Here is a 22,379-nt window from a genome sequence, read left to right on the forward strand (position 1 = left end):
TTGAAGTTGAAGATCTCCGTGGTGCAGTTGGGGCTAGTCGCGCCACCGCAGTCCAGAACCGGTCCCAAGAACGACTGGTAGCCCTTCACCGCTTTGAGCGCCGTGAGCACGGTCGGGCCAGTGAGTTCGGCCGGCTTAGCGGCCGACACAGTCCGGGTGAAGTCGACGATCGTGGAGAAGGCGGCATACGCGTTCCAGTCGCTCGGTCCCTTCTGGGCATCGACGTACTTCTGTGCGATGTCCAGGTTCTTCTTGACGTCAGCCGGCGCCGAGTCCTTCGCCTGCGGGAGCCAGATCGAGGAGTAGGTCTGAGCCCCGACGGCCTTGGCGCCGACACGCTCGAGGAACTCGCTGCACGACGCCATGAACGGCACACCCTTGAAGCCCACTTTGAGCAGGGACTCGAACAAGTTGGTGCACATGGCCTCGTTGAGTGTGACCAGGAGACCGGCGACGTCGGCGTCGGTCGACTTGATGGTCGACGCCAGGACGTTGAAGTTGGGGTTCGTGGCCTGGAAGTAGACACCCTTGACGGTCAGGCCGATCTGCTTACCGAGCGGTACCAGCATCTTATCGATCGTCTCGTGCCCAGAGGGATCATCGAGGTTGGCAAGGGTGATGGAGGAGTAGCCCTGAGCCTTCATCGACTCCATCGCACCCAGCAGGAAGGCCGCCGCTGGCGGTCCGAAGTAAACCCTGCCGTCTGGCTCTGCGCCGAGGGCCGGGTTGAAGGCCAGCGGTCCGATGATCGGGATCTTGGCGGACTGCAGGATCGGCAAAGTCGCCCCGGCTGCCGGGTTGTACGCGTCGATCACGGCCACGACGCCAGACTTCGCCAGCTGATTGGCGCAATTGATGTTGGTCTCGGGGGACAGGGCGTCGACATCGCAGCTGATGATCTCGATCGGGTGCCCGTCGACGCCGCCGAGGTCGGCGTTCACGAACTCCACTCCGGCGTTCACGCCCTGCGTGGCGCCCGGAGCGCTCGCGCCACCGTTAACGGGGTTCAGCAGCCCGATCTTGATCGGTGCGCCCGTCGCACGGTTCTTCCCGCCGCTGGATGCGTTGTTGTCGTCGGAGCCACCGCCGCACGCGGCGGCCATGAGCAGCGACGCGAGGGCGAAGGCTACGGTGAGCACACGGCGCCGTGATCGGCGCTGACGAACAGCCGCCGTAGAGGCAATGCTGCCCCGGGTGTCAGGGGCTGCCGTGTGGTGGTCGGGGTTACCGGGTGGACGATTCATTGACGAACCTCATCTGGTCGGTGCTCGGTGGCGAGCAGACGGTGCGGGTCGGCAGCAGCACGCCGCTCGACCTCGATGAGTGTGGCACCGGTCACACCGGCCGCTCCATATGCCGGGCTCCAGTGATTTCGTCCTAGATGTGTGGCCGCACACTAGTCAACACATCAGTTACGTTGCGGTGCTGTCTCGTCGGCATCGGAACAGCAACATCGCAGCGTTGCTTGAGGCTCGATGACACAACCCCGCTGCTGTCGCAACAAGTCGCGTCGTCGTCCTATCAGGCCGCGGAAACGGCCGAATCAGCGGGCGATCGCGTCTGGACGCCCTTGAGCCACACAGTCGCGGCCGCACCAGCGATCACCAGGATGGCACCGCTCAGAGCGAAATCCGCCCGGATTCCCGGGCCATCGACGATCAGACCGCCGACTGCCGAGCCCGCGGCGAGTGAAAGCTGAAGCACCGAGACAAACATGGCTTGCCCTCCATCGCGAGCCCGCGGCGCAGTCGCCAGAATCCAGACCTGCAGACTCAGCGGGAGCACACCCCAAGCGATACCCCACGCAGCCATCAACAGGACCGTGACGGCGTCAGGTCGACTCGGTAGCGCGAGAGCCATCAGGGCACCGCCAACGAGCAACATTACGACAGATACGACCAGCCGAAGCCGACGGTCGAGGATCCAACCTCCGACGAAGTTGCTGGCGACGCCGACCAGCCCGAATCCGAGCAACACAGTCGGGACAGCCTGGTCGGAGATACCGCTCTGATTTAGGTATGGCGTGATGTACGAGTATGTGGCGAAGTGCGCAGTGAAGACCGCACACGTGATGGCGACACAACGACGTGATTGTGGGTTGGAGAAGACCTGACCCAGATCAGCGATCGTCACGGGTGACAGTGTCGGCATCGAAGGGAGCGTGACGAACTCGGCCAGAAGAGCGATCAGTGCGAAGGCAGCGGTCAGCACGAAAGCCCAGCGCCAGTTCGCGAACGAGACGATCCAGTTGCCGACCGGCAGACTCGCCACCGTCGCCATGGCGATCCCGCCGACGACTAATGACGTGGCTCGGGTTGAGAACTCGGGCAGCACCATGCGGCCCGCCGTCGGGGGACCCATGGTCCAGAAACCGCCCACGGCAGCTCCCAGCACCGCGCGACCGATGAGGGCAACCTCGAACGACGGAGACAGCGCAACCCATACATTCGAGAGCAGGACCGCCGTGCACAGCAACAGCAGCAGTCGCCGCCGATCCATCCGACCCGCCAGCACCGTCACAACCGGCGCGCCGACGCAGGCGGCGAGTCCGGGGAGCGCGATCAATAGGCCGGCGGTCCCCTCGGACACGTCGAGGTCCTCGCTCAGCACGTCCAGCATCCCCAAAGGTACGAATTCGGACAGTACAAGAGCGAAGCTTGCTGCAGTGACCGCTATAACGGCTGCCCAGTGCGACCGATCGGCGCCCGCACTGGCGTCGATGGCACGCCGCTGTCGACTCCCGGCGCCGGTCGGCTTGCCGGTGAGGTCGCTCACAGAGCGTGATCGGGAGGATTGAACCCGATGCGTCGATCGCTGTTGAGGTCGCTCGTGACCGCGTCGTCGTCCTGCACCAGGCAGGTATGTACTTCGATCTGGTTCACTGAGATCTCTCTGTGGACGTCGGTGCTGGCCGACGCCGGTTTCGGAGATGGGTGATCGTGCGCGCGTGGAGCGCCCAGGATTTACCCATGTCGATGGCTCATTCTCGTTCAACTGCCATACAGAAGCGGTGGCACGCGTAACGCTATTCACCCGCGCCCCCCAGCCGTAGATCTCAGGCCACCGAGATTCACGGTTGCAACTGTGCCGCGGCACAAACGGCAGTCAAGCTCTCCGCCAGAGGGGCGTGTCCCTTGACAGCGACAATAACAAGGTTATGCTGATGCGAGTTGGTGAATGGTAGAAGCGGCTGGACGTCTGCTTCGCCACCTGTCGGAGGTGTGTTCAATGGCGGACCTCGGATTGCGCCTTCTGCTGTGGCTGCTTGGCACGTGCATCGCGGTGGGATCGAGGTTCATGCCGTCGCTTCGTTCGCAGATCACCAAGACTATGACCCTCGAGGTCAGCGCTGGCGAAAATGTGGCCCGGCACTGGAAATTCGACGCTCCTCGTCGACGAGCGGTCACCAAGAGTGGGCGAGCTGTGGACGCCGATTGTTCGCTGCATTTCGAATCGAGCCAGTTCGCACTGCGCGCCTTGGTATCGCGACACACTGTGGACCGAGTCGTCGAGGGTATGCAGCGAGGAACCGTCAAGATTCAAGGCAGCACCTTCGTCGTGTTGTGGTTCCACGGGCTGACTCGCAAATTCGTCAAACTCGGCAGGCCGAGCGGTCCGCGGCACCGTTTGCCGGATGCGTACCTTGCCCACGATCCTGCCGCATCGGGTCGCGAGACCATCATTCGCGAGCCAGCTGTTTCGCGCCTTGACCCGGCTTGGACCGCAGGGTGGCGTGCTCGATCGACGCTGTATCAAGTTCGCGCCGCCACTGACGAACCGATGCCGGAGCCGTGAGATGACGACGCCATTGTCCATGGAGACCACCACTGCAGCGCGTGGGCTCAACGATCGATCTCTCGGCTGGCTCCGATTCATGTGGGACAAGGCGACCACCCCGGACGACTGGTCCGATCAGGGCGAGCCGCATCGCTGGTGGGACCGCTACAGCGAGCCGCCGATGTGCGCGTTCCCGCGGTTCGATCTGGCTGAGATGGGATATGTCCTCCCGATGATGCTCGAGGCCACGCCCGCATGGCGTGAGGGTTATGAGCGCATTCTCGATGAGCTCATCAATAGGTACGTGGCCTTCTGGGGAGGCATTGACTGGAACACGTTGATCGGCCCAGACCCCAATGTCGACCGCTATCCGCCTGAGTGGCTCGGGGTTGTTCCCGAGCAACTGCGCGGCAGGTACGCGCTCCCAGGTTGGACCGGCAATGGCATCGAGCCCTGGGGTCTACAACCAGACCCCGTCGGATGCGATGGCAACCTCTTCTATCGCGGGTGGCTCAACCTCCTTCTCAGCATGCGTCGCTACATATCAGGCGAGTCGTCGGAGTCGTCTTCGTTTGAAGTGTCGGGTTACCAGAACCGCCAGTTCACCTGGACGCACGAGCGCATCGCTCATTTCATATCCGACCAACTGACGGCCCGACCGCAGGGTGCGCACTGCGAGAACACCAAGATCTGGCCGTTCTGCATGAGCGCCGCGGGCCTTGGGCTTCAGCTGTATGACTCGGTGCTTGGGTCTGACGTGAACAACTCGTTCGTTGACTGGATTGGGTTCGCCAAGAAGCACTACATGGGCCGCGATAAAGGAGGGCGCATCGATTGGGTGGCGTTCTACTACGACCCGATCGAGGACGTGACGATGACGTTTCCCGGCGCCGTCAACGGGTATAGCGCGCTGGTCTTGCTTCACTACCTATACCCACAGGACCCCGAACTCGGTACGGAGCTGTACGAGTCCGCGATGCGTCAGCTGGGATGGAGCAACCCCGACGTTCCCGTCGTGCAGTTGGCCGACGATCCGCAACTTCTCTCGACCGCAATGTGGATGGCGCGAGAAGTGGGGGACATGTCGACCTGGAGCCGCCTCCGCGAGATATCTGAATCTCAGTTCGAGCCCCGGTTCTTTGGGGCAGACCAATCCCGCTTCGCCTATTGGCTCGGACTTGACGAGGAATTCCCCAGAGGTCAGATCAACGCAACGATGATGATGATCGAGTGCGCCGAGCCGGGAGCCTGGTCACGGGTCTTCACCCAGCCAAGGCTCTCGGTTCACAACGAGCCGACGATCCGCGACTTGGACTATCCCAATGTCGGTGTGAGACGCACCCACCACGACGTTGCGCGGCGTGTGCTCGAAATTGACACTTTTGCGGCGACGCCTTCACTACGCGGGACACCCACAGCCTTCAAAGTCGATCGACTCCCTGCAGGCGCCATCGTTGCGGTCGTGGTTGATGGCCGCGATCACGACTCCTGGCAACGCGTCGATGACAGCTCGATTGTGGTCGACGTCCTGATCGACGATCTCCACATCGAAGTGACCTACAAGTGAATCCATCATCGAGTTAAGGACAACGAACATGAACCTCTCCGAAATCTCCGCCCGCCTGACAGACCTTCTCGACCTGACCGAAGCACCTGTCGCCATCACATTCGACGCAACGGAACGCGCGGTCGACTCACGTCCGTCGCCGCAACCTGCCGGCTGCTGCTTCTGGGAGCCTGCGCAACAGACTCGAATCACCACGCAAGCTGTTGACCATGCACATTGCAGCGTCGGGAGCTACACCCATGGGTTCATTCCGCTGGCGACCGCTGCTAGCGGCGAGGACACGGCAGCTCTTGTCTCGAGTGGCTGGGTAGGCGAGGCCGACTTGCTGGCGGCTCCGGCCGTCCCGTTCGTGCCGACGTCGATCACATACGAGCCATTGACCGAGTCGATCAGCCCCGACGTCGTTTTGGTCAGACTCTCGTCGACATCCTTGATGACGCTCATGGGCGCTGTCCCAGGGCTCGCCCTTACTGGCAAGCCACAGTGCGCAATTGTTCCTCTAGCGCAGGCTGGCACGATTTCGGTTAGCCCGGGTTGCGCTGTCAGTCGGACGCGGACCAACCTGCCCGCCGATGCGATGACCTGTGCTATCCCCGCCAGCGATCTGCAGGAGGTGCTTGATCGGCTCAAGGCGTCGACCACTGCCGATCGGGTCGTGAGCGAATTTGCGGCCGACGACTTGGCCCGGAATTTCGCGCACGCGTAGGCGAAGCGCGGGGTGGTGATCAGTCCAGAAAGTCCAGCACGGCCGGAATGAAGCGATCGCGATGCTGGAAAACTCCGCCGTGGCCAGCATCGGGGTAAATCACCAGGCTCGCGTTGGGCAGTCGATGGGCCAGCTCGAACGAAGCACGAGTCGCGAGCATCCGGTCGTCCTCACCGTTGGCGACCAAGGCTTGATGGGCGATCTGCTCGAGTCTCATCGGCTCCTGCGATCCCCAGCGCCTGATGGCGAGAAGCTGGCGCACCGCGCTGCGTACGGACGTCGGCTTGACCCGGTCGGCCGTTCGAAGTTGAAGCCGCCGCATGTAGTCCGCCGCTGCCACTTTCCCGGCGTTGGTTCGGGTGAAGAAGAGCAGCGGTTTGGGGTTTTTGAGCGTGAGCAGTCCGCGTATGGAATCACCCGCCATACGGCGGTTGGACTGCCCGACGCCGTCGCCGCCCGCTGGTCCGGTACCGGCCAAAATGACCTTTCGGACGAGGTTGGGCTCGCGCTCAACGATGACCTGCGCGACAAAGCCGCCGAGTGAGAATCCAAGAATGTCGGCTTGTTGGATGTGCAGACCACGGATGAACGAGATTGCGTCCGAAGCCATGGCCTCAACTGTGGTGGGTACCCGACCAGGAGCGCCTCCGACACCGCGATTGTCGAACAGGATGACGCGGCGCTCCGCAGCAATCCCGTCTATGAAGTCGGGGTCCCAGTCGTCGATTGTCGCGGTGAAATGGTGAAGGAGTACTAGTGGAATCCCGGCTCGCGGACCGAGGTCGCGGTAGGTGAACTGGGTCCCACTGGCTCGCATCTTCAGAGTCGGTGCAGTCCTGGCGGTGACTGTATCCGTGACGTCGGTCATTGCGTGACCACGACTTTGCCCTTGGCCCTGCCCTGCTCGACGTAGGTCAATGCTTCGGCGGTCTCGTCGAAATCGAAGGTTCGGTCGACTACTGGCCGAAGAGCGCCGACTTCATACAGTGCGGCGAGTTCGGTCAACTGCTTGCCGCTGGCTCTCATGAAGAAGAACGAGTAGCGCACTCCAAGGCCTTTGGCCTTGCGACGGATCTTGCGACTCAGCAGTCCCATGACCGGCGCCAAGAACGGCTGGCCGAGCTGTTTTGCGAACGACGGGTCTGGCGGGCCTACGACGCTGATCGCCAGACCCCCACGCTTGAGCACGGTTAGGGACTTCCTGAGGTTGGCCCCGCCGAGCGAGTCGAGCACGACGTCATATCCAGCGATGACGTCCGAGAAGTCCTTGCTGGTGAAGTCAATGACCTCGTCTGCACCCAGATCGTGGGCTCGATCCATTTCGGTCGTGTGCGCCGTCGTCGCGACGTAGGCGCCGAGGTGCTTTGCAAGCTGGACCACGGTCGAGCCGAGGCCGCCTGCACCAGCGTGGACCAGGATCTTTTGTCCCGGTTGCAGCTGGGCAAGTTCGACCAAGGTCTGCCAAGCGGCCAGAGCTACTAGCGGTACGGCCGCGGCCTCTTCAAATGACAGGGTGTTTGGCTTGAGTGCGACGTCGTCTTCGTGGATCGCGATGAATTCAGCGAAGGTTCCGATGCGAAGGTCGCGGGGGCGAGAGTAGATCTCGTCGCCGATCTTGAAGTTTTGGACTCCTGCGCCCACCTCGGTGATGACGCCAGAAACGTCATGGCCGAGTACGAAGGGCCGCTTGTATTTGAGGAGCTGCTTGAATTCTCCGTTGCGCACCATCTTGTCCAAAGGGTTAATGCTTGCCGCCCGGATTGCCACCAGTACGTCGCGAGGACCGATAGTGGGAGTCGGAACTTCGGCTGCCTGCAGCGTGTCTTCGCCGTACTTGCTCACGATGAACGCTTTCATGTCTTCCTACTTTCATTGATTGTGTTGCAAACTCTACTATAACCAAGTTATTGTCGCCGAATGGTGAATCAGAACTTGGCCGGAAAGCGACTTGTCATCACGGGCGCGGCACGCGGCATTGGCGAGCAAGTAGCTCGTCAGGCGGCCGCACGCGGGGCGTCAGTCGGTCTCATTGGACTGGAGCCCGAACGCCTTGCGGCGCTGGCCAGAGACCTGGGCCCGATGGCGACCTGGCAGGAAGCCGACGTACGCGACGGCGCCTCACTCCGAGCGGCGATCGACGGTTGTGCGGCGACCCTTGGGGGTATCGATGTGATCGTCGCCAACGCAGGAATCGTGTCGTATGGAACCGTGCGCCACGCGGATGAAGCGGTCTTCGAGCGCGTCATCGACATCAATCTGAATGGCACCTTTCGTACTCTCAAGTACGCGACGCCACATCTTGAACGAAGCAAGGGGCATGCGGTCGTTATCGCGTCGGCACTGTCATTCCTTGCACTGCCGGCGATGTCCTCATATTCCTCAAGCAAGGCTGGCGTCGAGATGCTCGCACTTGCCTATCGCCAAGAAGTCGCGCATCTGGGCATCACCGTTGGCTTGGTACACCCATCCTGGATAGAGACAGACCTGGTCAAGGGTGCCGAGTTGGATCTGCCGTCGTTTCCAGACATGCGCAAAGATCTCCCTTACCCGGGCAACGTCACGACTCGAGTCGGCGAGGCGGCCGATGCGATCGTGAGTGGGCTCATCCGTCGACGCTCCAGGGTCTACGTGCCGAAAGCCGTGGGCGCTGCAGGTTGGGGCAAGGCTCTTCTGAGCTCTCCTGCGGCATGGCCTTGGTCACGGCGCTTCGCCGCGAAGTGGGTGCCCACGCTCGAGCGTGAAATTGCCGAACTGGGCCGCAACGATCAAGTGACGCCCAGTATCAACGCGCAAGACTAAGGTTTAGCGCCTTCTCGTGGGATGCCAAAGAGGATGCGCGGTCGTCTCCGAGCCCGACGCAGAATGTCACACCCATTTGGAGGAAGACTTCTTTCACGGGGTCGTCGAACTCAGTGAAGTGGTTGGCCAGCTCCAACGTGATGTATCCATGGACGAAGCTCCACAATGCTGCGGCCACCGCCACCGGATCGATGTCAGCAACTCGGCCCGAGGCTGCGAGCCGTTCGCATGCGCCGGTGAGGTGCGCGTACGCCGACTGAAACGCTGGGGAGTGGCCGCTCAGGACTTCAGGCTTGCCGCGAGTTGGCCTGTAGGTAGCTCGGTTGGACAGTCCGAACATGGCGTCGTAAAGGTGGGGGTTGGCTCGCGCCATGGCACGAGCCGCGAGAGCCATGCCAAAGAGGTCGGCGATCGGATCGTTGGTGTTCTCTGCTTCTTCGAAGCCCCGCCGCATCTCGTCGAAGCCGTAGTCGACCGTGGCGCGGAGGAGCTCGGGAATGCCTCCGAAATGGCTGTAGACAACCATCGTCGACATGCCTGCCTCCGCGGCGACCGTCCGGGCCTTGATGGCAGAGGGGCCCTCGGACGCCAGCAAGCTGATGGTCGCTTCTATCAAGCGCTCTGGAATGCCGCTCGGCATCGGTTCCTCCGCCATGGATCTCATATTTGCATCGGTCGTGGCCGGGTCATGCATCGCCACCTGAAAATGCTTGCTCTTTGAGGATAACCTCGTTATTCTGGCGACGTTAGCACATTCCACCCACCAAGGATTCAGTCATGGCAACAGAAGTCAGAGGCAATCTCGACGTCGAGAACCACGGGTCCGTGCTGGTCGCGCGTATCGACGGAGGCCCGCTCGGCTTGTTCGGCAACCAGATCGCTGAGCAGCTGGATGCGTTGGTTGATCGGGCCGACGCTGACCCAGATATCCATGCCGTCGTATTCACCGGCACTCATCCGGACCGGTTTGTCAGCCACGCGGAAGTTCGTTGGCTACAAGAAGGTGGCGCCAAGGTGCCATCGGTTGGTCGCAAAGGCGCGTCGGCACTCTCGCGTACCGCCAAGGGCGTCAACCGCACGGGAGGAATGAAGCCGCTGCTCGGAAAAACGCCACTGTGGCCAGCTGTGCAACTGGAACGACTTCACCGGACATTCCTGAAAATGAATCGCAGCGGAGTCATCTTCATCGCGGCGCTCAACGGATCCGCGCTGGGTCTGGGTGCCGAGTTCAGTTGGGCCAATGACATGCGAGTCATGGCTGACCGTGATGACATATTTATCGGCCAACCCGAAGTCTTGCTGGGAATCATGCCTGGTGGCGGTGGAACCCAGCGATTGACCCGACTCGTCGGCACACATCGTTCGCTCGTTGCCATTCTCGAAGGCAAGCCGTTTACGCCAGCCGAGGCGTTGGCAAACGGCGCAGTCGACGACGTAGTTGCCCCTGATCAGGTGCTGTCGCGCGCGATTGAACTCGGCGAACATTTTGGCTCGCGAGCGAAGGAGTCACGGGCATCGATTAAGCGCGCGGTCTACTTCGGTGGCTCGATGTCGCTGACCGACGGGCTCCATGTCGAAAGTACAGAGTTCCTCACCACCGCGCTGTCCAAGATTGGCCAAGAATTGATGCTCGACTACATGGCCAACACCGAGGAAGCTGGCGAATTGCCGTTCTACCTCCCGGGTGGCTACGAGGAAATCTTGGAGTCCGGCACGACTCGCGGGGTGGGCAGCGCCAACTCTGTTGGAGCGGGGGGGTAGGAAATGAGCAACCTTCACACGTTCACCCGCCACGACGTCTCGTTCTCGTCGGGGGAGGACACATGCGCTGCATGGCTGTACCTGCCCGATGGCGTCGAAGCCCCACCGATTGTCATCTTGGGTCACGGGCTCGGAGCAACTCGAGAGATGCGTCTCGGCGCTTTCGCCGAGCGGTTTGCCGCGGCGGGAATCGCATCTCTCGCCTTCACGTACCGCCACTTCGGCGACTCAAGCGGTGAGCCACGCCAGTTGCTCTCCATCAAGCGACAGCTCGCGGACTGGGATGCGGCGATCGCTCATGTGAAATCCCGCTCGGACGTGGACACCTCCAAGATCGCCGTTTGGGGCAGTTCCTTCGGGGGTGGGCACGCCATAACCGTTGCGGCCCGCCATCCTGAGCTTGCGGCCGCTGTTTCACAGTGCCCGTTCACGGACGGCATCGCCGCTGCACGGGTGCTCGGTCCTCGACGGTCGATGGGAATGCTGCCGATTGTGGCGCGAGACCTGTTCGCCGGCGTTCGCCGAGCCGAACCCGTGCGAATTGCTCTGGCCGGCGATCCTGGTGACAAGGCGCTCATGACTGCCCCGGACGCCAAGTCAGGGTATTTCGCCCTGGTGCCGAAGGGCGGCACTTTGATCAACGAGGTGGCTGCTCGCGTGGTGCCGACCATCACGGCCTACCGGCCTGGACGCTACGCCAAGAAGGTCGCCATGCCGATCCTCTTTTGCGTCTGTGACCATGACTCGGTCGCTCCTCCAAAACAGACGCTCGAGTACGCGCGAACGGCGCCGAAGGGTGAAATCAAGACCTACGACTTTGGACACTTCGACATCTACCTCGGTGAGGCGTTCGAAACGGCAGTCGCTCATCAGCTGGAGTTTCTGATCCGTCATCTGAAGGGCTGAGTCATGACCTTTTCGACCCTCCCGGATCGGCGGGCCGCGACTCACCCCGATGACCCGGCCCTGGCGGACAGCAGGCGAACCCTCACGAATGGGGACTTCTTCGTCCACGTCCAGATGGCCGCAAGTCAGCTCAGCGATCTGGGGATCAACGCGGGTGATGTCGTGGCGCTGAAACTCACCAACCGCGTCGAGTTCGTGATCTTGCTGTTTGCGGCATGGCGTATCGGTGCAACCATCACACCAGTCAACCCAGCCTTGACCGACCTCGAAGTTGCGCGACAGCTAGACGATTCGCGAGCACGCCTGATGGTGGTCGAGGACGGCATACCTGCAATTGGCACGGTCCCACGACTAGAAGTGGGCAGGCTCGGGCAAGGCGACTCGGTCCCCGATGGTGCCCCGCACGCCGACGCTGAAGCGCTTGCACTACTCATTTACACATCAGGCACGACGGGCACACCCAAGGGCGTCATGCTCGACCACGCCAATCTCGACGCAATGACGGAGATGGGTAGCAGGCACTCGAGGTGACGTCAGACGACCGGTGCCTCCTGATCCTGCCCCTGTTCCATGTCAACGGCATCGTGCTCAGCATCCTCACCTCATTGCGAGCCGACGCCAGCGTCGTGATCGCAGAGCGTTTCAACCCCGAGACGTTCTTCGGCACGCTTGAGGAACACCGTCCGACCTTCTTCAGCGCGGTCCCTACGATCTACTCGATGCTCGCTGCCCTCCCCGACGCGGTACGACCAGACACCTCTTCGGTCCGCTACGCCGTATGCGGCGCAGCTCCCGCTTCGGAGGAATTGCTCACCAGGTTTGAAGCCAGGTACGGATTCCCGCTGATCGAGGGCTACGGGTTGTCGGAGGCGACCTGCGGCTCCACGATCAATCCACTCGCCGGACCTCGCAAAGCTGGCACGGTTGGGTCGCCGTTTCCGGGGCAGGAACTTCAGATCCGCGGCGCTGACGGCCGCTGCGTGGCTGATGGCGAAACAGGAGAAGTTGTCGTGCGCGGACCCAACGTCATGCGGGGTTACCTCGGCCGTCCCGAGGAGACAGCTGACGTGCTCATTGACGGCTGGCTCCACACCGGCGACGTCGGATATCTCGATGCCGATGGCTACCTCACGTTGGTCGGACGCTCCAAGGAAATGATCATCCGGGGCGGCGAGAACATCTACCCCAAGGAGATCGAAGATGTCTTGGCCGCTGATTCGACAGTCCTTGAGGCAGCAGTGATCGGCATTCCCGACGAGACCTGGGGCGAAGTTGTTGTCGCCTTCGTCCAGCCACGACCCGGAATGTCGGTCGACATTGCCGCTCTAAATGGGCGGTGCAAGGAATCGTTGAGCGGCTACAAGAGGCCCACGGCGATTCACGTGCTCGAGGCTCTGCCGAAGAACGCAGTCGGAAAGCTAGACAAGAAGTCACTGCATTCTGTGCTAGTTGGCTCCTAGTTCTGGCGCGCTGGGATGTCCCACTCAAGGAAGTCGGCGGCAGAGAGGCGCGCGAGCGTCGTAGCGGCGGCGCTAGAGCAGCTTGGTGACGCCGGCTGGGATGCCATTTCGGTTGCCGATATCGCTCGGCGGGCGGATGTCTCTGCGGCGTACGTACACACTTTGTTCGGCTCGAAATCCGGACTGCTCAATTCGGTCATCGCTCAGCACACGGACGACATGGTGGCGTTGCTCCGTTCGTCAGTTGTTGCCGGCCCGCCTGATATGAGTTCTAGACAAGCCATAGGCGAAGTCGTCTCGCGTCTGTTGCACCAGGACGCGGGTGCCCTCCGCAGACAGGTGCACATCTGGGGAGTCGCCTACGACTCTGCCGCTCGATTGTCTGTACAGGCCAGCTTCAGGGGGATGTGGGAAGAGATCGATCGCCTGATCGACTCCGGACCAGACCAAGTAGGAGAGCTGTTCGCGCGCATGACGCTGACGACGGTCTTGGCTTCTTTGGACCTGATGGATTTGGCAGAGCAGCAGTCCTAGGTCAATTTCGATCCTCACGACGCGCACCCCCGGCGCACCCCCGCGGTGAGAATCGATGCAATCTGCGGCACCAGTGGAACTGGAATCGCAGGGAAAAATGCTCTAGTCAGTCACTCGCGATGAAAGGGTCGCCGACACTAACAGGCCTGCAGTCCGAGACCTCAACAAAGGGGTGCTCCTAGGCGACTATCTGGGGAGTCTCGAGCCGACGACCCGTAGGACGACGCAGTTGTGGTCCGCGCTCGTGAACGGCATCGAACTTGTCCCAACTTCTTTGAATTGTGTGTCCACTCACGGTGCGTTTCCTGACCTTTGGTGTGCAACGCATCAAAGGAGGAAAGGCCATGGTGGACACAGATCTTGTATTGGCTCGTTTACGGTTGGCAACAGATCAGGCCGAGGCGCTGCAGGCCGGTTTAGGTCGACGCCAGGGCGATCTGCTCGACCTCGAGAAGGCGGTGCACCTGATGGCAGACAGCCGATCGAGCGGCCGAGTTGTCACTGACCAGGCCGAGGACATTCGTCGCGCGATCGGCATTCATACGACCGATCAGCTGGCGGATGTACAGGCGGCTCTCATTCAGGCGGATTTGGCGATCGCACGCGCAGCGATCGATGGATGCATGGCTCCGGAAACTGCGCGCACTCTCTCGCACGCTGTCGACGTCGCCGATGAGGAGACTCGCCGCACCGGGATGGCTCTGCATGATGTCGGCCAAGCGTTGGCGCGTATCTCCGGCTCGTTACCGGGCAATCCGTACCTGCCCGATTTCGCGCAAGAAGGCATCGACCAGGCAGCAGTCCGTCTGGAGAACGCACGCCGCTCAGTGTTCCGGGTGGTAGAGGATTTGCCAACGATCACCAGCGGGGTTGAAGGCATCGAGCAAGTTGAGTCGGAGGCTGTTGAACTCGAGGCAGCAGGCCAATCCAGAGTGGCACCAGGATCGCCTGCCGGGTCACAGATGGATCCGCGTCAGCCTGGTCCTATGACCCACCAGCAGGGCGACTCTTGGGCTCGTTGACCCGGCGCCTCTACCCATGGCATGCAGGGTGGCCAACTGGGTGCACGCCATGGAGGTTTTTGACGATTTCAGGATCCGACGAGCCGCAGTCGAGGTGTCTCGATCGTGGGAGGGTCGAGAAGCTGCAGGCGTTCGATCACCGCCATTGTCTGCGGGCACCGGCGTAGGAATGAAACCATGCCGAACGCAAGCCCCAAAGATTTGAGCTCTCGATCGCCGGTGCCCGCGACCTGCCTCTCCCATGAAGCCGACCACCGAGGCATCAGGTAAGTGAGCACCAAGAGAATTGCAACCGCACCACCGGTCATGGCGCCGCGGATAGGCGGCCCGCTTGTCGCGCTCTGCCAGATCGCGACGCCAGCAACGACGAATCGGATCCTCCAAGCGAACCTCAACAACGGTCCCAGTGGTCGAACGAGCCACGACAGCATGCTCCACGGAGTAGACCAGAACGCGATCGCCGGGTTCTGACGGTTCAAGCCGGAACGGGCGACCAGGCAAGCATGAGCGACAACGGCAGTCGCCTCGGCTGGTGGCATCCGCCTGGTGACGATCGCGTGGACCAGCTCAGGTGAAAGCACGATCGTTCGCCGACCTTGTGCAATCGCAGCCGACGACAACCCATGCTGCCTCGACACCAGAAGCGTCACCAGCGGAGGGCCCAGCTCGAGGTGGCAGAGCTCTGTCAGAACCGGCGAAAGAGCGGTCTGCTCGACTCCGTCGAGCTTTCTTGCAGCGAAGAGCAACCGCACGGCAGTCGGCTCCCCAACTCCGACAAGCAGCGTACCGAGGATGAGAAGGCCCGCGCAGAACAGGGTGTTGCCAGCCCACACTGGGAGGGCCGGACCGACCACGAACGTTACGAGTGCTGTACTCGCGACCAATGCCGGACTGACACACGCCGCTTTCAGCAGCCATTTGCTCACGACGAATCACCTTCCTGTTTTGGATCGTTCTCGAGTACGTATGTCGTCTCGAAGCTCATCTCGTGACCTTTGTTGATCAGAGTCTGATCCGACCTGCCGACAAAAGGTAGGGAAGGGGATTTTGTCCACATGTCCATGACCGCTGCAGCGTTGTCCACAGAAATGCCAGATGTTCTAGGCGCGAAGGTGCAGGTCAGCCGAAGGTGAGTGCTGCACCTATCAAGAGGAGATTCCCATGACGAACATCGGCTCAGCGATCAGTCCCGAACTGGAGGACGCGATCATGAGAGCGGGTGACCTGCTCGCGTCGCTGTACGAGCAGACACGCCTCATGGACATGTCGGGCATGGACATACGGCATGCACACGACTTGAGCGACGCCTCGTCGATGGCGTTGTGGGGGACGGCCGAGGCGGCGCACTTCGTGGCCCTTGAACATCGCGGCACGGATCCCGCTTTTGACCTCGAGACTCCGCCTCTCACGTTGGCCACGAAGGCCTACGAGTTGATGAATGAACAGATTGTCGGCCTTGAGGACCTCGGTGTGTTGAGGTTGCTGGATTGGGTCGGGACGATCTGCGCTGTGCTGAGGCGTCATGAGTAGCGTCGTCGAGCAACTAGGCGAGGCACATTTGACCGCACGCCGCGCCAAGTACGGTCATCCGCGTGATGCTCGGGCCCTGGTCAGGACCTGGCCGATCACAGCAACCGCGGCCCACCGTCTCATGACAGCAATGCCGGCATCCGACGCGTTGCACGACACCGTGGTCGAGCGCATCGCCTTGGACGCACGCTCCATCTCGGTGTCAGCCGATCCCTTGGTGTGGCCAGGTGCTGGACGAAGCGACCCGGTTCTCGCAGACCTGGCAACCAGATTCGACAAAGCAGCGGGATCACGGAAACTCACCACGATGACACCTGAGGACGCCACCCAGGCCAGATTGCTCGTCCTGCAAACACTCTGGTTGATGTCGCGAATGGTTGGCGAATCGGCCCGGGACGTGAACTACGACCTACGCTTCAGTCCCCAAACCTCCTGGGAGTCCCACCACGCCTGGGGCGAGGTCTCGTCTGCGACAGCGAAGCGCTTCAACGCTGTTGAACAACTCGCTGCCGGTGGACTCCACCTGCCGATCGGCGCGCCGAACACACCGGCCGGCGCACTGAGACAAGCGGTCGCCACGTGGGATGTCGAGGCACACCGAGCCCTACTCGGAGACCGCTCTACCGGGGTCCTTCACGTAGTTGCTCACCAGCAAGCTCAATCAGTGCACGCCTTCAAACAGTTCGTTGACGGGGCAGCGAAACTGGGAGTGATCGACTTCGTGACCCACCAACGTCTCGCCCCGGTCCTGACGGACTCCGCTGAGGCATGGACAGCCCTTCAAGGGGTGGCCGCAGAGTTCTGGCAGGCCCGGACACCGGTGCCTCAGTCACTATTTGTCGCAGCGGTCGACCTGCGCACCCAGTTCGAGCAATTCGCACATGTCCCTGATCCAGGAGATGCCCGCGGGATCCTCGGCACCATCAGCGACCACCTGGCGTCGTCAGTCACGGTTGCCGCGACAGCGCGCGACCTGTTGCGTGACGAAGCGATCTCCGGTCCCGCCAGAGCGATCGCGAGAGTCGTCAGCGAGCACTTTCCGCTCCAAACGGAGACGGTCGTGCCCGCTGAGGCGATCCGAAAGGGGCGCATCGTGACCCTTCCGTCACAGGCACGCCACCTCCTTGAGGATCCGGCAGACCGCTGTCTTTCCAGCGCCGATGAGGCCTTCAGCCGCACAGCCGGACTGGATGCTCTCCGACGCACTTCACCCGCTGATTCGCGACCGGCTACGCCAACGACTCGAACCCAGGGGCCGCCACCACGTTCCGCAGCCGGCGAACACCCGCCGTCGGTCCGACGGTAGTGGCGGTCGCCTCACCGACGCGGCTCGGCCTCTGCGTACTACGAACAGACGCCAAGCTGCACGGCCGGGACGTAGTCTGAGGCCATTCCTGAGTGTGCACTTCACCGAAGAACTGGTTCATAGACTTCGAACAACTTGTCTGTCTACGTACGTGATTTGCGACGGTTCATGTCGGATCGCTACGGCATGATGAAGTGGTGACTCTCCTACACTCAGTGCGAGATCTCGGGCCTCGTGGCAGCCGCCGGGAACTGGCCTCAGATGATCCGGCCGGAGCAATCTCTGAGGCGACACGGCTTGTCCTCTCGGCGGTCCCGGCATGGTGGACCGCGAGAGCTAGAGAAGTAGGACTCGCTGGTGCCTGGCTCGATGTCGAGTTCGCCGTTGATGCGGCGATCCCAAGGTCTATTTTGGAGTCGAGCGACGACGCGCCAGACTTAGATGCACTCTCCTCGGAGCAGCTTGGACAGAGGTACGTGCAGAGCCTTGATGCTGGCGTGCGCGCTCGCCATGGTCGTCACTACACGCCAACAGGCCTCGCTCAGCACCTTTGGAAGCTGACGCGCAAGGACGTGGGTCTGCCGCCGCAAGGCAGCCGCCTTACGTTCCTCGTGCGAGATCGAGCTTGCGGTGCTGGGGCGCTGCTAGTTCCGCCGATGCGTGAACACGTGCAGGCATCAGTTCGAACGCATGCTGCTCTGGCGCTTGCCGCGTTGCCTGAGACGATCGCGGGAATTGAGCTCGACCCGAACGCCGCATGGCTCGCTAACGTCATCTTGGCCTCCGAAGCGCTGCCGCTACTCGCGGCCGTGTCGGATCGACAGAAGAAGCCGATACCTGCCCTTGTGACTTGTGGGGATGGGCTTGTTACTGGCGAACGCGCCGCACGAGTCGAATTGCAGAACCCCCCGTACGGACGAGTGCGCCTCTCAGTCGAAGATCGTGAGCGCTGGGCTCATGTGTTGTATGGCCACGCAAATCTGTACAGCCTTTTCATGGCAGCCGCCGTTGAGGATCTGGACCAGTACGGCGTGCTCGCCGCTCTAGTGCCGACAAGCTTTACCTCAGGACGCTATTTCGAGAACTTGCGTAGCTATCTCGCAACGAATGCTCGACCTCTCAACGTCGCATTCGTGGTCGAGCGCGATGCGTTCGAGTCTGTGCTGCAAGAGACATGCTTGGTCACATTTGGTCGACGCAAGAAACAGTTCACAGGCGTAATGGCGGTCAACGGACACGCACAGTCTGTGGCGAGAGTAAAAGTGCCGACTACAAAACTGCCTTGGCTGCTTCCTCGGCGCGCCGACGATGCTGTCGTAGCTGCCGCAGCCGCGACGCTGCCCCTGCGGCTGGTTGACCTGGGCTATGCCTGCTCGACTGGTCCTCTCGTTTGGAATCGTAGAGCCGCTGACCTCAAGGCCCGACCACACAGAGATAGCGTCAAGGTTGTCTGGGCGGGCGATATCGAGGATGGGAAACTGCACCAGGATAAGTCGCGCAATGCCATGCGATATCTGAAATTACGACCTAACGAAGCGGATGCCTTCATGGTCCGGACTGCGCCCGCCGTTTTGGTACAGAGGACGACGGCACCGGAACAAACTCGTCGCCTTGTGACAGCTCGGCTCGACGACACAACGTTGACGGCTTGGGGCGGGCGTGTGGTGGTTGAGAATCACGTCAATGTCTTGCATCCGGTTGTTGAGAACCCGCTACTTGATTTGGACACTCTGGCGGCTGTGCTTGCGACCGAGACGGTCGACCGTGTGGTGCGTTCATTGTCTGGTTCAGTTGCAGTATCCGCGTACGAGATTGGCGCGGTTCCATTCCCGCCGGCCGACGTGCTTGCTGAATGGAAGAGCCTGCGGGGCGTTGATCTCGAACGGGCAGTCGCCGATGCCTACGGGCCGAATCGATGAGACCGCTCCTAGCTCGTGACGAAATTTCCAAGCGTCTGTCGGTTCTCTTTCCGCGCGACGCCTTCGACCCGGTGCTTTCCAGCCCCCTTGCGGCTGCTGCGATCGCGGCCATGCTGTATACGGATGCGATCCGGACGGACGATGCTGACTCGGCTGACAACACGGGTTGGCTTAGGCCGACCACCGTGCTGTGGCTTTCTGACGAGGTCTATGCGCGCGAAGATGAAGCGAGTCGTGTCAGCTGGCGAGCTGCGGCGCTTGGCGGCAAGGGGCGCAGCGCGGTTGAAGACCTCCATGAATCCTGGGGGATTGCGAGAGACGCTAGGTGGTATCGCGACAACTCACGTGAAACTGTGCGTGACGAGACATTTCCTGCATGGCAGTCATTCGGCGCAGTTGCCCGCCGCGTCAACATCCCGTCAACGAGCAGCAAGCCTGCTTGGGCTTTGCTCGATTCCTTTGCTGATCTGTTCGACCCTGATCTGACCGAGGATCTGTTTGATGATGCGGTTACGGCCTGGCGAGACGGTCACATGTCTCCTGGTGAGCGGTTGCGAATTGCGACCGAAGCGGGTCGCGGCCAGCAGGAGCATCAGATTGAGGTACGCCTGCCCGGTGGTGGTACGCGCTCGCTCGAGCCGGGTGAAGCATCGCAGATCCTTCGGGGCGTTCTCGAAGAATGGGCGCCAGCTCGATTGGCGGACCCAGTTGTGCTGACTATCTCCGAGCCCGGTGACAAGGTCTATCTGCAGGATGCGGCTCGTCTTAAGTCACTCGGTGTGACGATCGATCCGCAAACGCTGCTTCCGGACGCGGTCATTGCTGACATCGGGTCGCAACCGGTGACCTTCTGGATCGTTGAAGTCTCTGCTTCCGACGGAGTCGTTAGCGAAGATCGCTTGCAACGATTGCAGGCTTGGGCAGCGGATAACAGAATCCCCGTCGAGGATTGCGAATACCTGACGGCATTTCGTTCTCGAATCAGTTCTTCGGCTCGACGTCGGTTGAAAGACCTGGCGGCCGGTACGTACGCCTGGTTCCTTGCCGAGCCAGGTCGCGAGCTGTCATGGCGCGAGATTGAAGCATCGCCGACAGACTCAGGCTCCTAGCCAATCGCGGTAGTAAGCACTCCGAGCAGTATTTGCTCGCGCACGCGTCGTCGGGCCAGGTCAGTAGCAGCGCGTTCCACCGCGTCTGCGTACCGAACAACGTGCTCGGGCAACTCAGCCACGGCCTCTTCAGCCGGAGCATCCTCATCGATCTCGACATCAAGATCGTCGTCCTCGACGCTCGGATCTGTTTCGTTTTGACCGAGTGTTGTCGTGTTCGACTGGCGGACGGCGTCGTCGACCTGCACACCGAATTCGAGGAGTGCTTTGAACACGCGCGCTGCGGGCTCCGGTTCTAGCGGGAGCTGGCCCTCGATTCGCGAGAGAGCGCAAAAGAGTGTGTAGAAGTCACTCCGTTTGCGCCAACGGGTCTTCTTCAGCGCGGGTAGCACTTGGCGGAGCTGCGTCAAGACTGTGTCGAATGTTGTCTCTAAAGACGCCCGTTCAGGAAAGTCCTCTTCGTACGTTTGATACCACTTGTCGAGAGAAAGCTTCTTGTTCTGGGGTCCGTTTAGTGAGGCGACCGCAAGTTCGCTCACAGTCTCGACGTCGCGCATCCGACGGATGTCGTCGGCGGAGAAGATCCCGAATTCAGCCCAGATTGGAAGGTCCGCAACCTGCTCCATCAACTTGAGGAACTCTCCGTCGTACGTGGCGTGACGCAACTCCTGCTCATTCAGGGAAACCACACCCTGGTTCAGCCGCTTGAACATGTCCTTGATGACGACTTCGTCGACGTCTTTAAGTGTGCGGATGACGAACTTGTATGAGCGGACGGTCTTTTGGGCGTCGCTATCCAGGTCCTCGAACGCCTTGTAGTGATAGCCCTGCGGGACGCTATCTGACTCGACGAGTTCAAATTCTCCGTCCAGGTACTCAAGGACTGCGCGTATTCGTTGTTGGCCATCGACAAGTCGGTGACGCTCGTCGCCATCACCAGAGATCACCTCGTGGACGTACAGCTCTGGCACTGGGTAACCGAGCAGAATGGTTCCGATGAGGTCACTCTTCTGTTTGTGCGACCAGACGGGCCGTCTTTGGAACGAAGGCGCAATATCAAGCTGGTCGAGATCTCGGGCGTTTTTGAACCAGTTCACCGACTGGTGAGTGGTCTCGAGATAGTTCTGGCCCATCATGAACTCCAGTTCTCGGGAAACTTCGTGTGAGAGTATTCCTGGTAGCCGCGAAGAGCTTCTATGTCTCGATACAAACGGAAATTCACGACTCTCGAACCGATGCTTGCGGGTAGTTCATTGCCAAGTCGGGCCGCGGCTTTTTGCCATGACGCTCCGAACGGCAGAAGTGGCAAGACATGGTCGGTCGCGATGCATCCGCGGTAGACGTATTTTGGTGCGAAATCGCGGATGTGCGCTCGTTGTGCTGACGTGCATTTCAGGGTCCCGATACTGGTGGTCCTCAGGAACCACCACGCCGCGTCGAAGTGGGTTGAGGAGACAACCGCGAGGTCGACGTCCGAGCTCGCTCGGAAGTCCCGGCCATTCTTGATGCTGAATCCGCGTGCGCCACTTCCAACGATTAGCAGGTTCCGTGGATCGACCTCGAGCAGCCTGGCTGCCTCACGGCGCCAAGTTAGGTAGGCCGGTTGGTCAGAACCGAAGATGAAGGGGACCGCTTCGAACAGGTTGGTGTCAACGAACATAGACGCATCGGATGTTGCGTTAGCCACGAGCCCTCCGGTCATACAGTCAGCATTGCGGACTTCATGCTATTCGGGGCTAGTTGTTCGCGACGCGAAACTCAATCTCGCCCTTGGCTGGTCTGTGTCAGAGAGGCAGCGAACAGGAATCTTGGACGTGGCGCGGCCCCGCTCGTCTTCGGGGAAGAGGGTGCGGGGCCGCAGTGCCAGAATGGTATGACGATGACGGGCGGCGGTCTAGCGCCCGGCAGCAACTTGCGCTGGGAGCGCTACTTCACCACGCCAGTTGAGCCCAGACGTCTGGCTGGGGGAGCAGGCGATCCGGC

The 22,379-nt window shown here is 61.3% G+C and carries 22 protein-coding genes; 14 read left to right on the forward strand and 8 right to left on the reverse strand.

Going from position 1 to position 22,379, the window contains the following annotated elements; translation table 11 throughout:
* On the reverse strand, positions 1–1,139 hold a 1,139-nt coding region (locus tag ABD683_RS11320; RefSeq protein ID WP_344770023.1), incomplete at its 3' end, for an ABC transporter substrate-binding protein.
* 382 nt (positions 1,140–1,521) lie between these two features.
* Entirely contained in the window at positions 1,522–3,096 is a 1,575-nt protein-coding gene (locus ABD683_RS11325; RefSeq protein WP_344770025.1) for an MFS transporter, read from the reverse strand.
* 132 nt (positions 3,097–3,228) lie between these two features.
* Here ABD683_RS11325 and ABD683_RS11330 point away from each other — a divergent pair, with 132 nt between their 5' ends.
* Genes ABD683_RS11330 through ABD683_RS11340 form a run of 3 tightly spaced genes read left to right on the forward strand, consistent with a single transcriptional unit; the run spans position 3,229 to position 6,050 of the window.
* Positions 3,229–3,795: a hypothetical protein gene (locus tag ABD683_RS11330; protein WP_344770027.1), complete on the forward strand. Its 567-nt coding sequence runs from the start codon at positions 3,229–3,231 to the stop codon at positions 3,793–3,795.
* 1 nt (position 3,796) lies between these two features.
* Positions 3,797–5,344 carry a linalool dehydratase/isomerase domain-containing protein gene (locus tag ABD683_RS11335; protein WP_344770028.1) on the forward strand — a complete coding sequence of 516 codons (1,548 nt, stop codon included), beginning with the start codon at positions 3,797–3,799 and terminating at the stop codon, positions 5,342–5,344.
* 28 nt (positions 5,345–5,372) lie between these two features.
* Positions 5,373–6,050: a DUF169 domain-containing protein gene (locus ABD683_RS11340; RefSeq protein ID WP_344770030.1), complete on the forward strand. Its 678-nt coding sequence runs from the start codon at positions 5,373–5,375 to the stop codon at positions 6,048–6,050.
* Positions 6,051–6,069: 19 nt separating this feature from the next.
* Here the strand turns inward: ABD683_RS11340 and ABD683_RS11345 are convergent, their stop codons facing one another.
* Positions 6,070–6,918: an alpha/beta fold hydrolase gene (locus tag ABD683_RS11345; protein ID WP_344770032.1), complete on the reverse strand. Its 849-nt coding sequence runs from the start codon at positions 6,916–6,918 to the stop codon at positions 6,070–6,072.
* A complete protein-coding gene (locus ABD683_RS11350; protein WP_344770034.1) occupies positions 6,915–7,907 on the reverse strand; it encodes an NADP-dependent oxidoreductase in 993 nt (330 codons plus the stop codon). Before ABD683_RS11350 ends, ABD683_RS11345 begins: the two co-directional genes overlap by 4 nt.
* A 60-nt stretch (positions 7,908–7,967) precedes the next feature.
* Between ABD683_RS11350 and ABD683_RS11355 the strand changes: the two genes are divergently transcribed.
* Positions 7,968–8,849, forward strand: a complete 882-nt coding sequence (locus tag ABD683_RS11355; protein WP_344770036.1) for an SDR family oxidoreductase — start codon at positions 7,968–7,970, stop codon at positions 8,847–8,849.
* Here ABD683_RS11355 and ABD683_RS11360 read toward each other — a convergent pair.
* Positions 8,833–9,543: a TetR/AcrR family transcriptional regulator gene (locus ABD683_RS11360; RefSeq protein WP_344771597.1), complete on the reverse strand. Its 711-nt coding sequence runs from the start codon at positions 9,541–9,543 to the stop codon at positions 8,833–8,835. The two genes, ABD683_RS11355 and ABD683_RS11360, sit on opposite strands and share 17 nt — an antisense overlap.
* An 83-nt stretch (positions 9,544–9,626) precedes the next feature.
* On the opposite strand from ABD683_RS11360, the gene ABD683_RS11365 reads away from it, so the two are divergent.
* The 6 genes from ABD683_RS11365 (at position 9,627) to ABD683_RS11390 (ending at position 14,532) form a co-directional block, all read left to right on the forward strand.
* Complete coding sequence (locus ABD683_RS11365; RefSeq protein ID WP_344770038.1) at positions 9,627–10,610, forward strand: enoyl-CoA hydratase/isomerase family protein; 984 nt, start codon at positions 9,627–9,629, stop codon at positions 10,608–10,610.
* Positions 10,611–10,613: 3 nt separating this feature from the next.
* Entirely contained in the window at positions 10,614–11,516 is a 903-nt protein-coding gene (locus tag ABD683_RS11370) for an alpha/beta hydrolase (RefSeq protein ID WP_344770040.1), read from the forward strand.
* Positions 11,517–11,519: 3 nt separating this feature from the next.
* A complete protein-coding gene (locus tag ABD683_RS11375; RefSeq protein ID WP_344770042.1) occupies positions 11,520–12,047 on the forward strand; it encodes an AMP-binding protein in 528 nt (175 codons plus the stop codon).
* A complete protein-coding gene (locus ABD683_RS11380; RefSeq protein ID WP_344770044.1) occupies positions 12,044–12,976 on the forward strand; it encodes a class I adenylate-forming enzyme family protein in 933 nt (310 codons plus the stop codon). Before ABD683_RS11375 ends, ABD683_RS11380 begins: the two co-directional genes overlap by 4 nt.
* Before the next feature lie 15 nt (positions 12,977–12,991).
* Entirely contained in the window at positions 12,992–13,510 is a 519-nt protein-coding gene (locus ABD683_RS11385; protein ID WP_344770046.1) for a TetR/AcrR family transcriptional regulator, read from the forward strand.
* A 296-nt stretch (positions 13,511–13,806) separates the two neighbouring features.
* Complete coding sequence (locus ABD683_RS11390) at positions 13,807–14,532, forward strand: hypothetical protein (RefSeq protein ID WP_344770048.1); 726 nt, start codon at positions 13,807–13,809, stop codon at positions 14,530–14,532.
* A 68-nt stretch (positions 14,533–14,600) separates the two neighbouring features.
* On the opposite strand, the gene ABD683_RS11395 is transcribed toward ABD683_RS11390, so the two are convergent.
* Positions 14,601–15,458 (reverse strand): hypothetical protein, encoded by an 858-nt coding sequence (locus tag ABD683_RS11395; protein WP_344770050.1) that lies wholly within the window; start codon positions 15,456–15,458, stop codon positions 14,601–14,603.
* 235 nt (positions 15,459–15,693) lie between these two features.
* Here ABD683_RS11395 and ABD683_RS11400 point away from each other — a divergent pair, with 235 nt between their 5' ends.
* The 4 genes from ABD683_RS11400 (at position 15,694) to ABD683_RS11415 (ending at position 20,396) form a co-directional block, all read left to right on the forward strand.
* Positions 15,694–16,062, forward strand: coding sequence for a hypothetical protein (locus ABD683_RS11400; protein WP_344770052.1), 369 nt, complete (start codon positions 15,694–15,696; stop codon positions 16,060–16,062).
* A complete protein-coding gene (locus ABD683_RS11405) occupies positions 16,055–17,368 on the forward strand; it encodes a hypothetical protein (RefSeq protein ID WP_344770054.1) in 1,314 nt (437 codons plus the stop codon). Before ABD683_RS11400 ends, ABD683_RS11405 begins: the two co-directional genes overlap by 8 nt.
* Before the next feature lie 656 nt (positions 17,369–18,024).
* On the forward strand, positions 18,025–19,287 hold the full coding sequence (locus ABD683_RS11410) for an Eco57I restriction-modification methylase domain-containing protein (RefSeq protein WP_344770056.1): 1,263 nt from the start codon (positions 18,025–18,027) through the stop codon (positions 19,285–19,287).
* Positions 19,284–20,396, forward strand: coding sequence for a BsuBI/PstI family type II restriction endonuclease (locus ABD683_RS11415; protein WP_344770058.1), 1,113 nt, complete (start codon positions 19,284–19,286; stop codon positions 20,394–20,396). The genes ABD683_RS11410 and ABD683_RS11415 overlap by 4 nt, the downstream gene beginning before the upstream one ends.
* On the opposite strand, the gene ABD683_RS11420 is transcribed toward ABD683_RS11415, so the two are convergent.
* Positions 20,393–21,532, reverse strand: coding sequence for a DUF262 domain-containing protein (locus ABD683_RS11420; protein WP_344770060.1), 1,140 nt, complete (start codon positions 21,530–21,532; stop codon positions 20,393–20,395). The genes ABD683_RS11415 and ABD683_RS11420 overlap by 4 nt on opposite strands.
* A complete protein-coding gene (locus ABD683_RS11425; protein ID WP_344770062.1) occupies positions 21,529–22,056 on the reverse strand; it encodes a hypothetical protein in 528 nt (175 codons plus the stop codon). The genes ABD683_RS11420 and ABD683_RS11425 overlap by 4 nt, the downstream gene beginning before the upstream one ends.
* Between the last annotated feature and the right edge of the window lie 323 nt (positions 22,057–22,379).

The organism is Aeromicrobium panaciterrae (assembly GCF_039537165.1).
Classification (GTDB): Bacteria; Actinomycetota; Actinomycetes; order Propionibacteriales; family Nocardioidaceae; genus Aeromicrobium; species Aeromicrobium panaciterrae.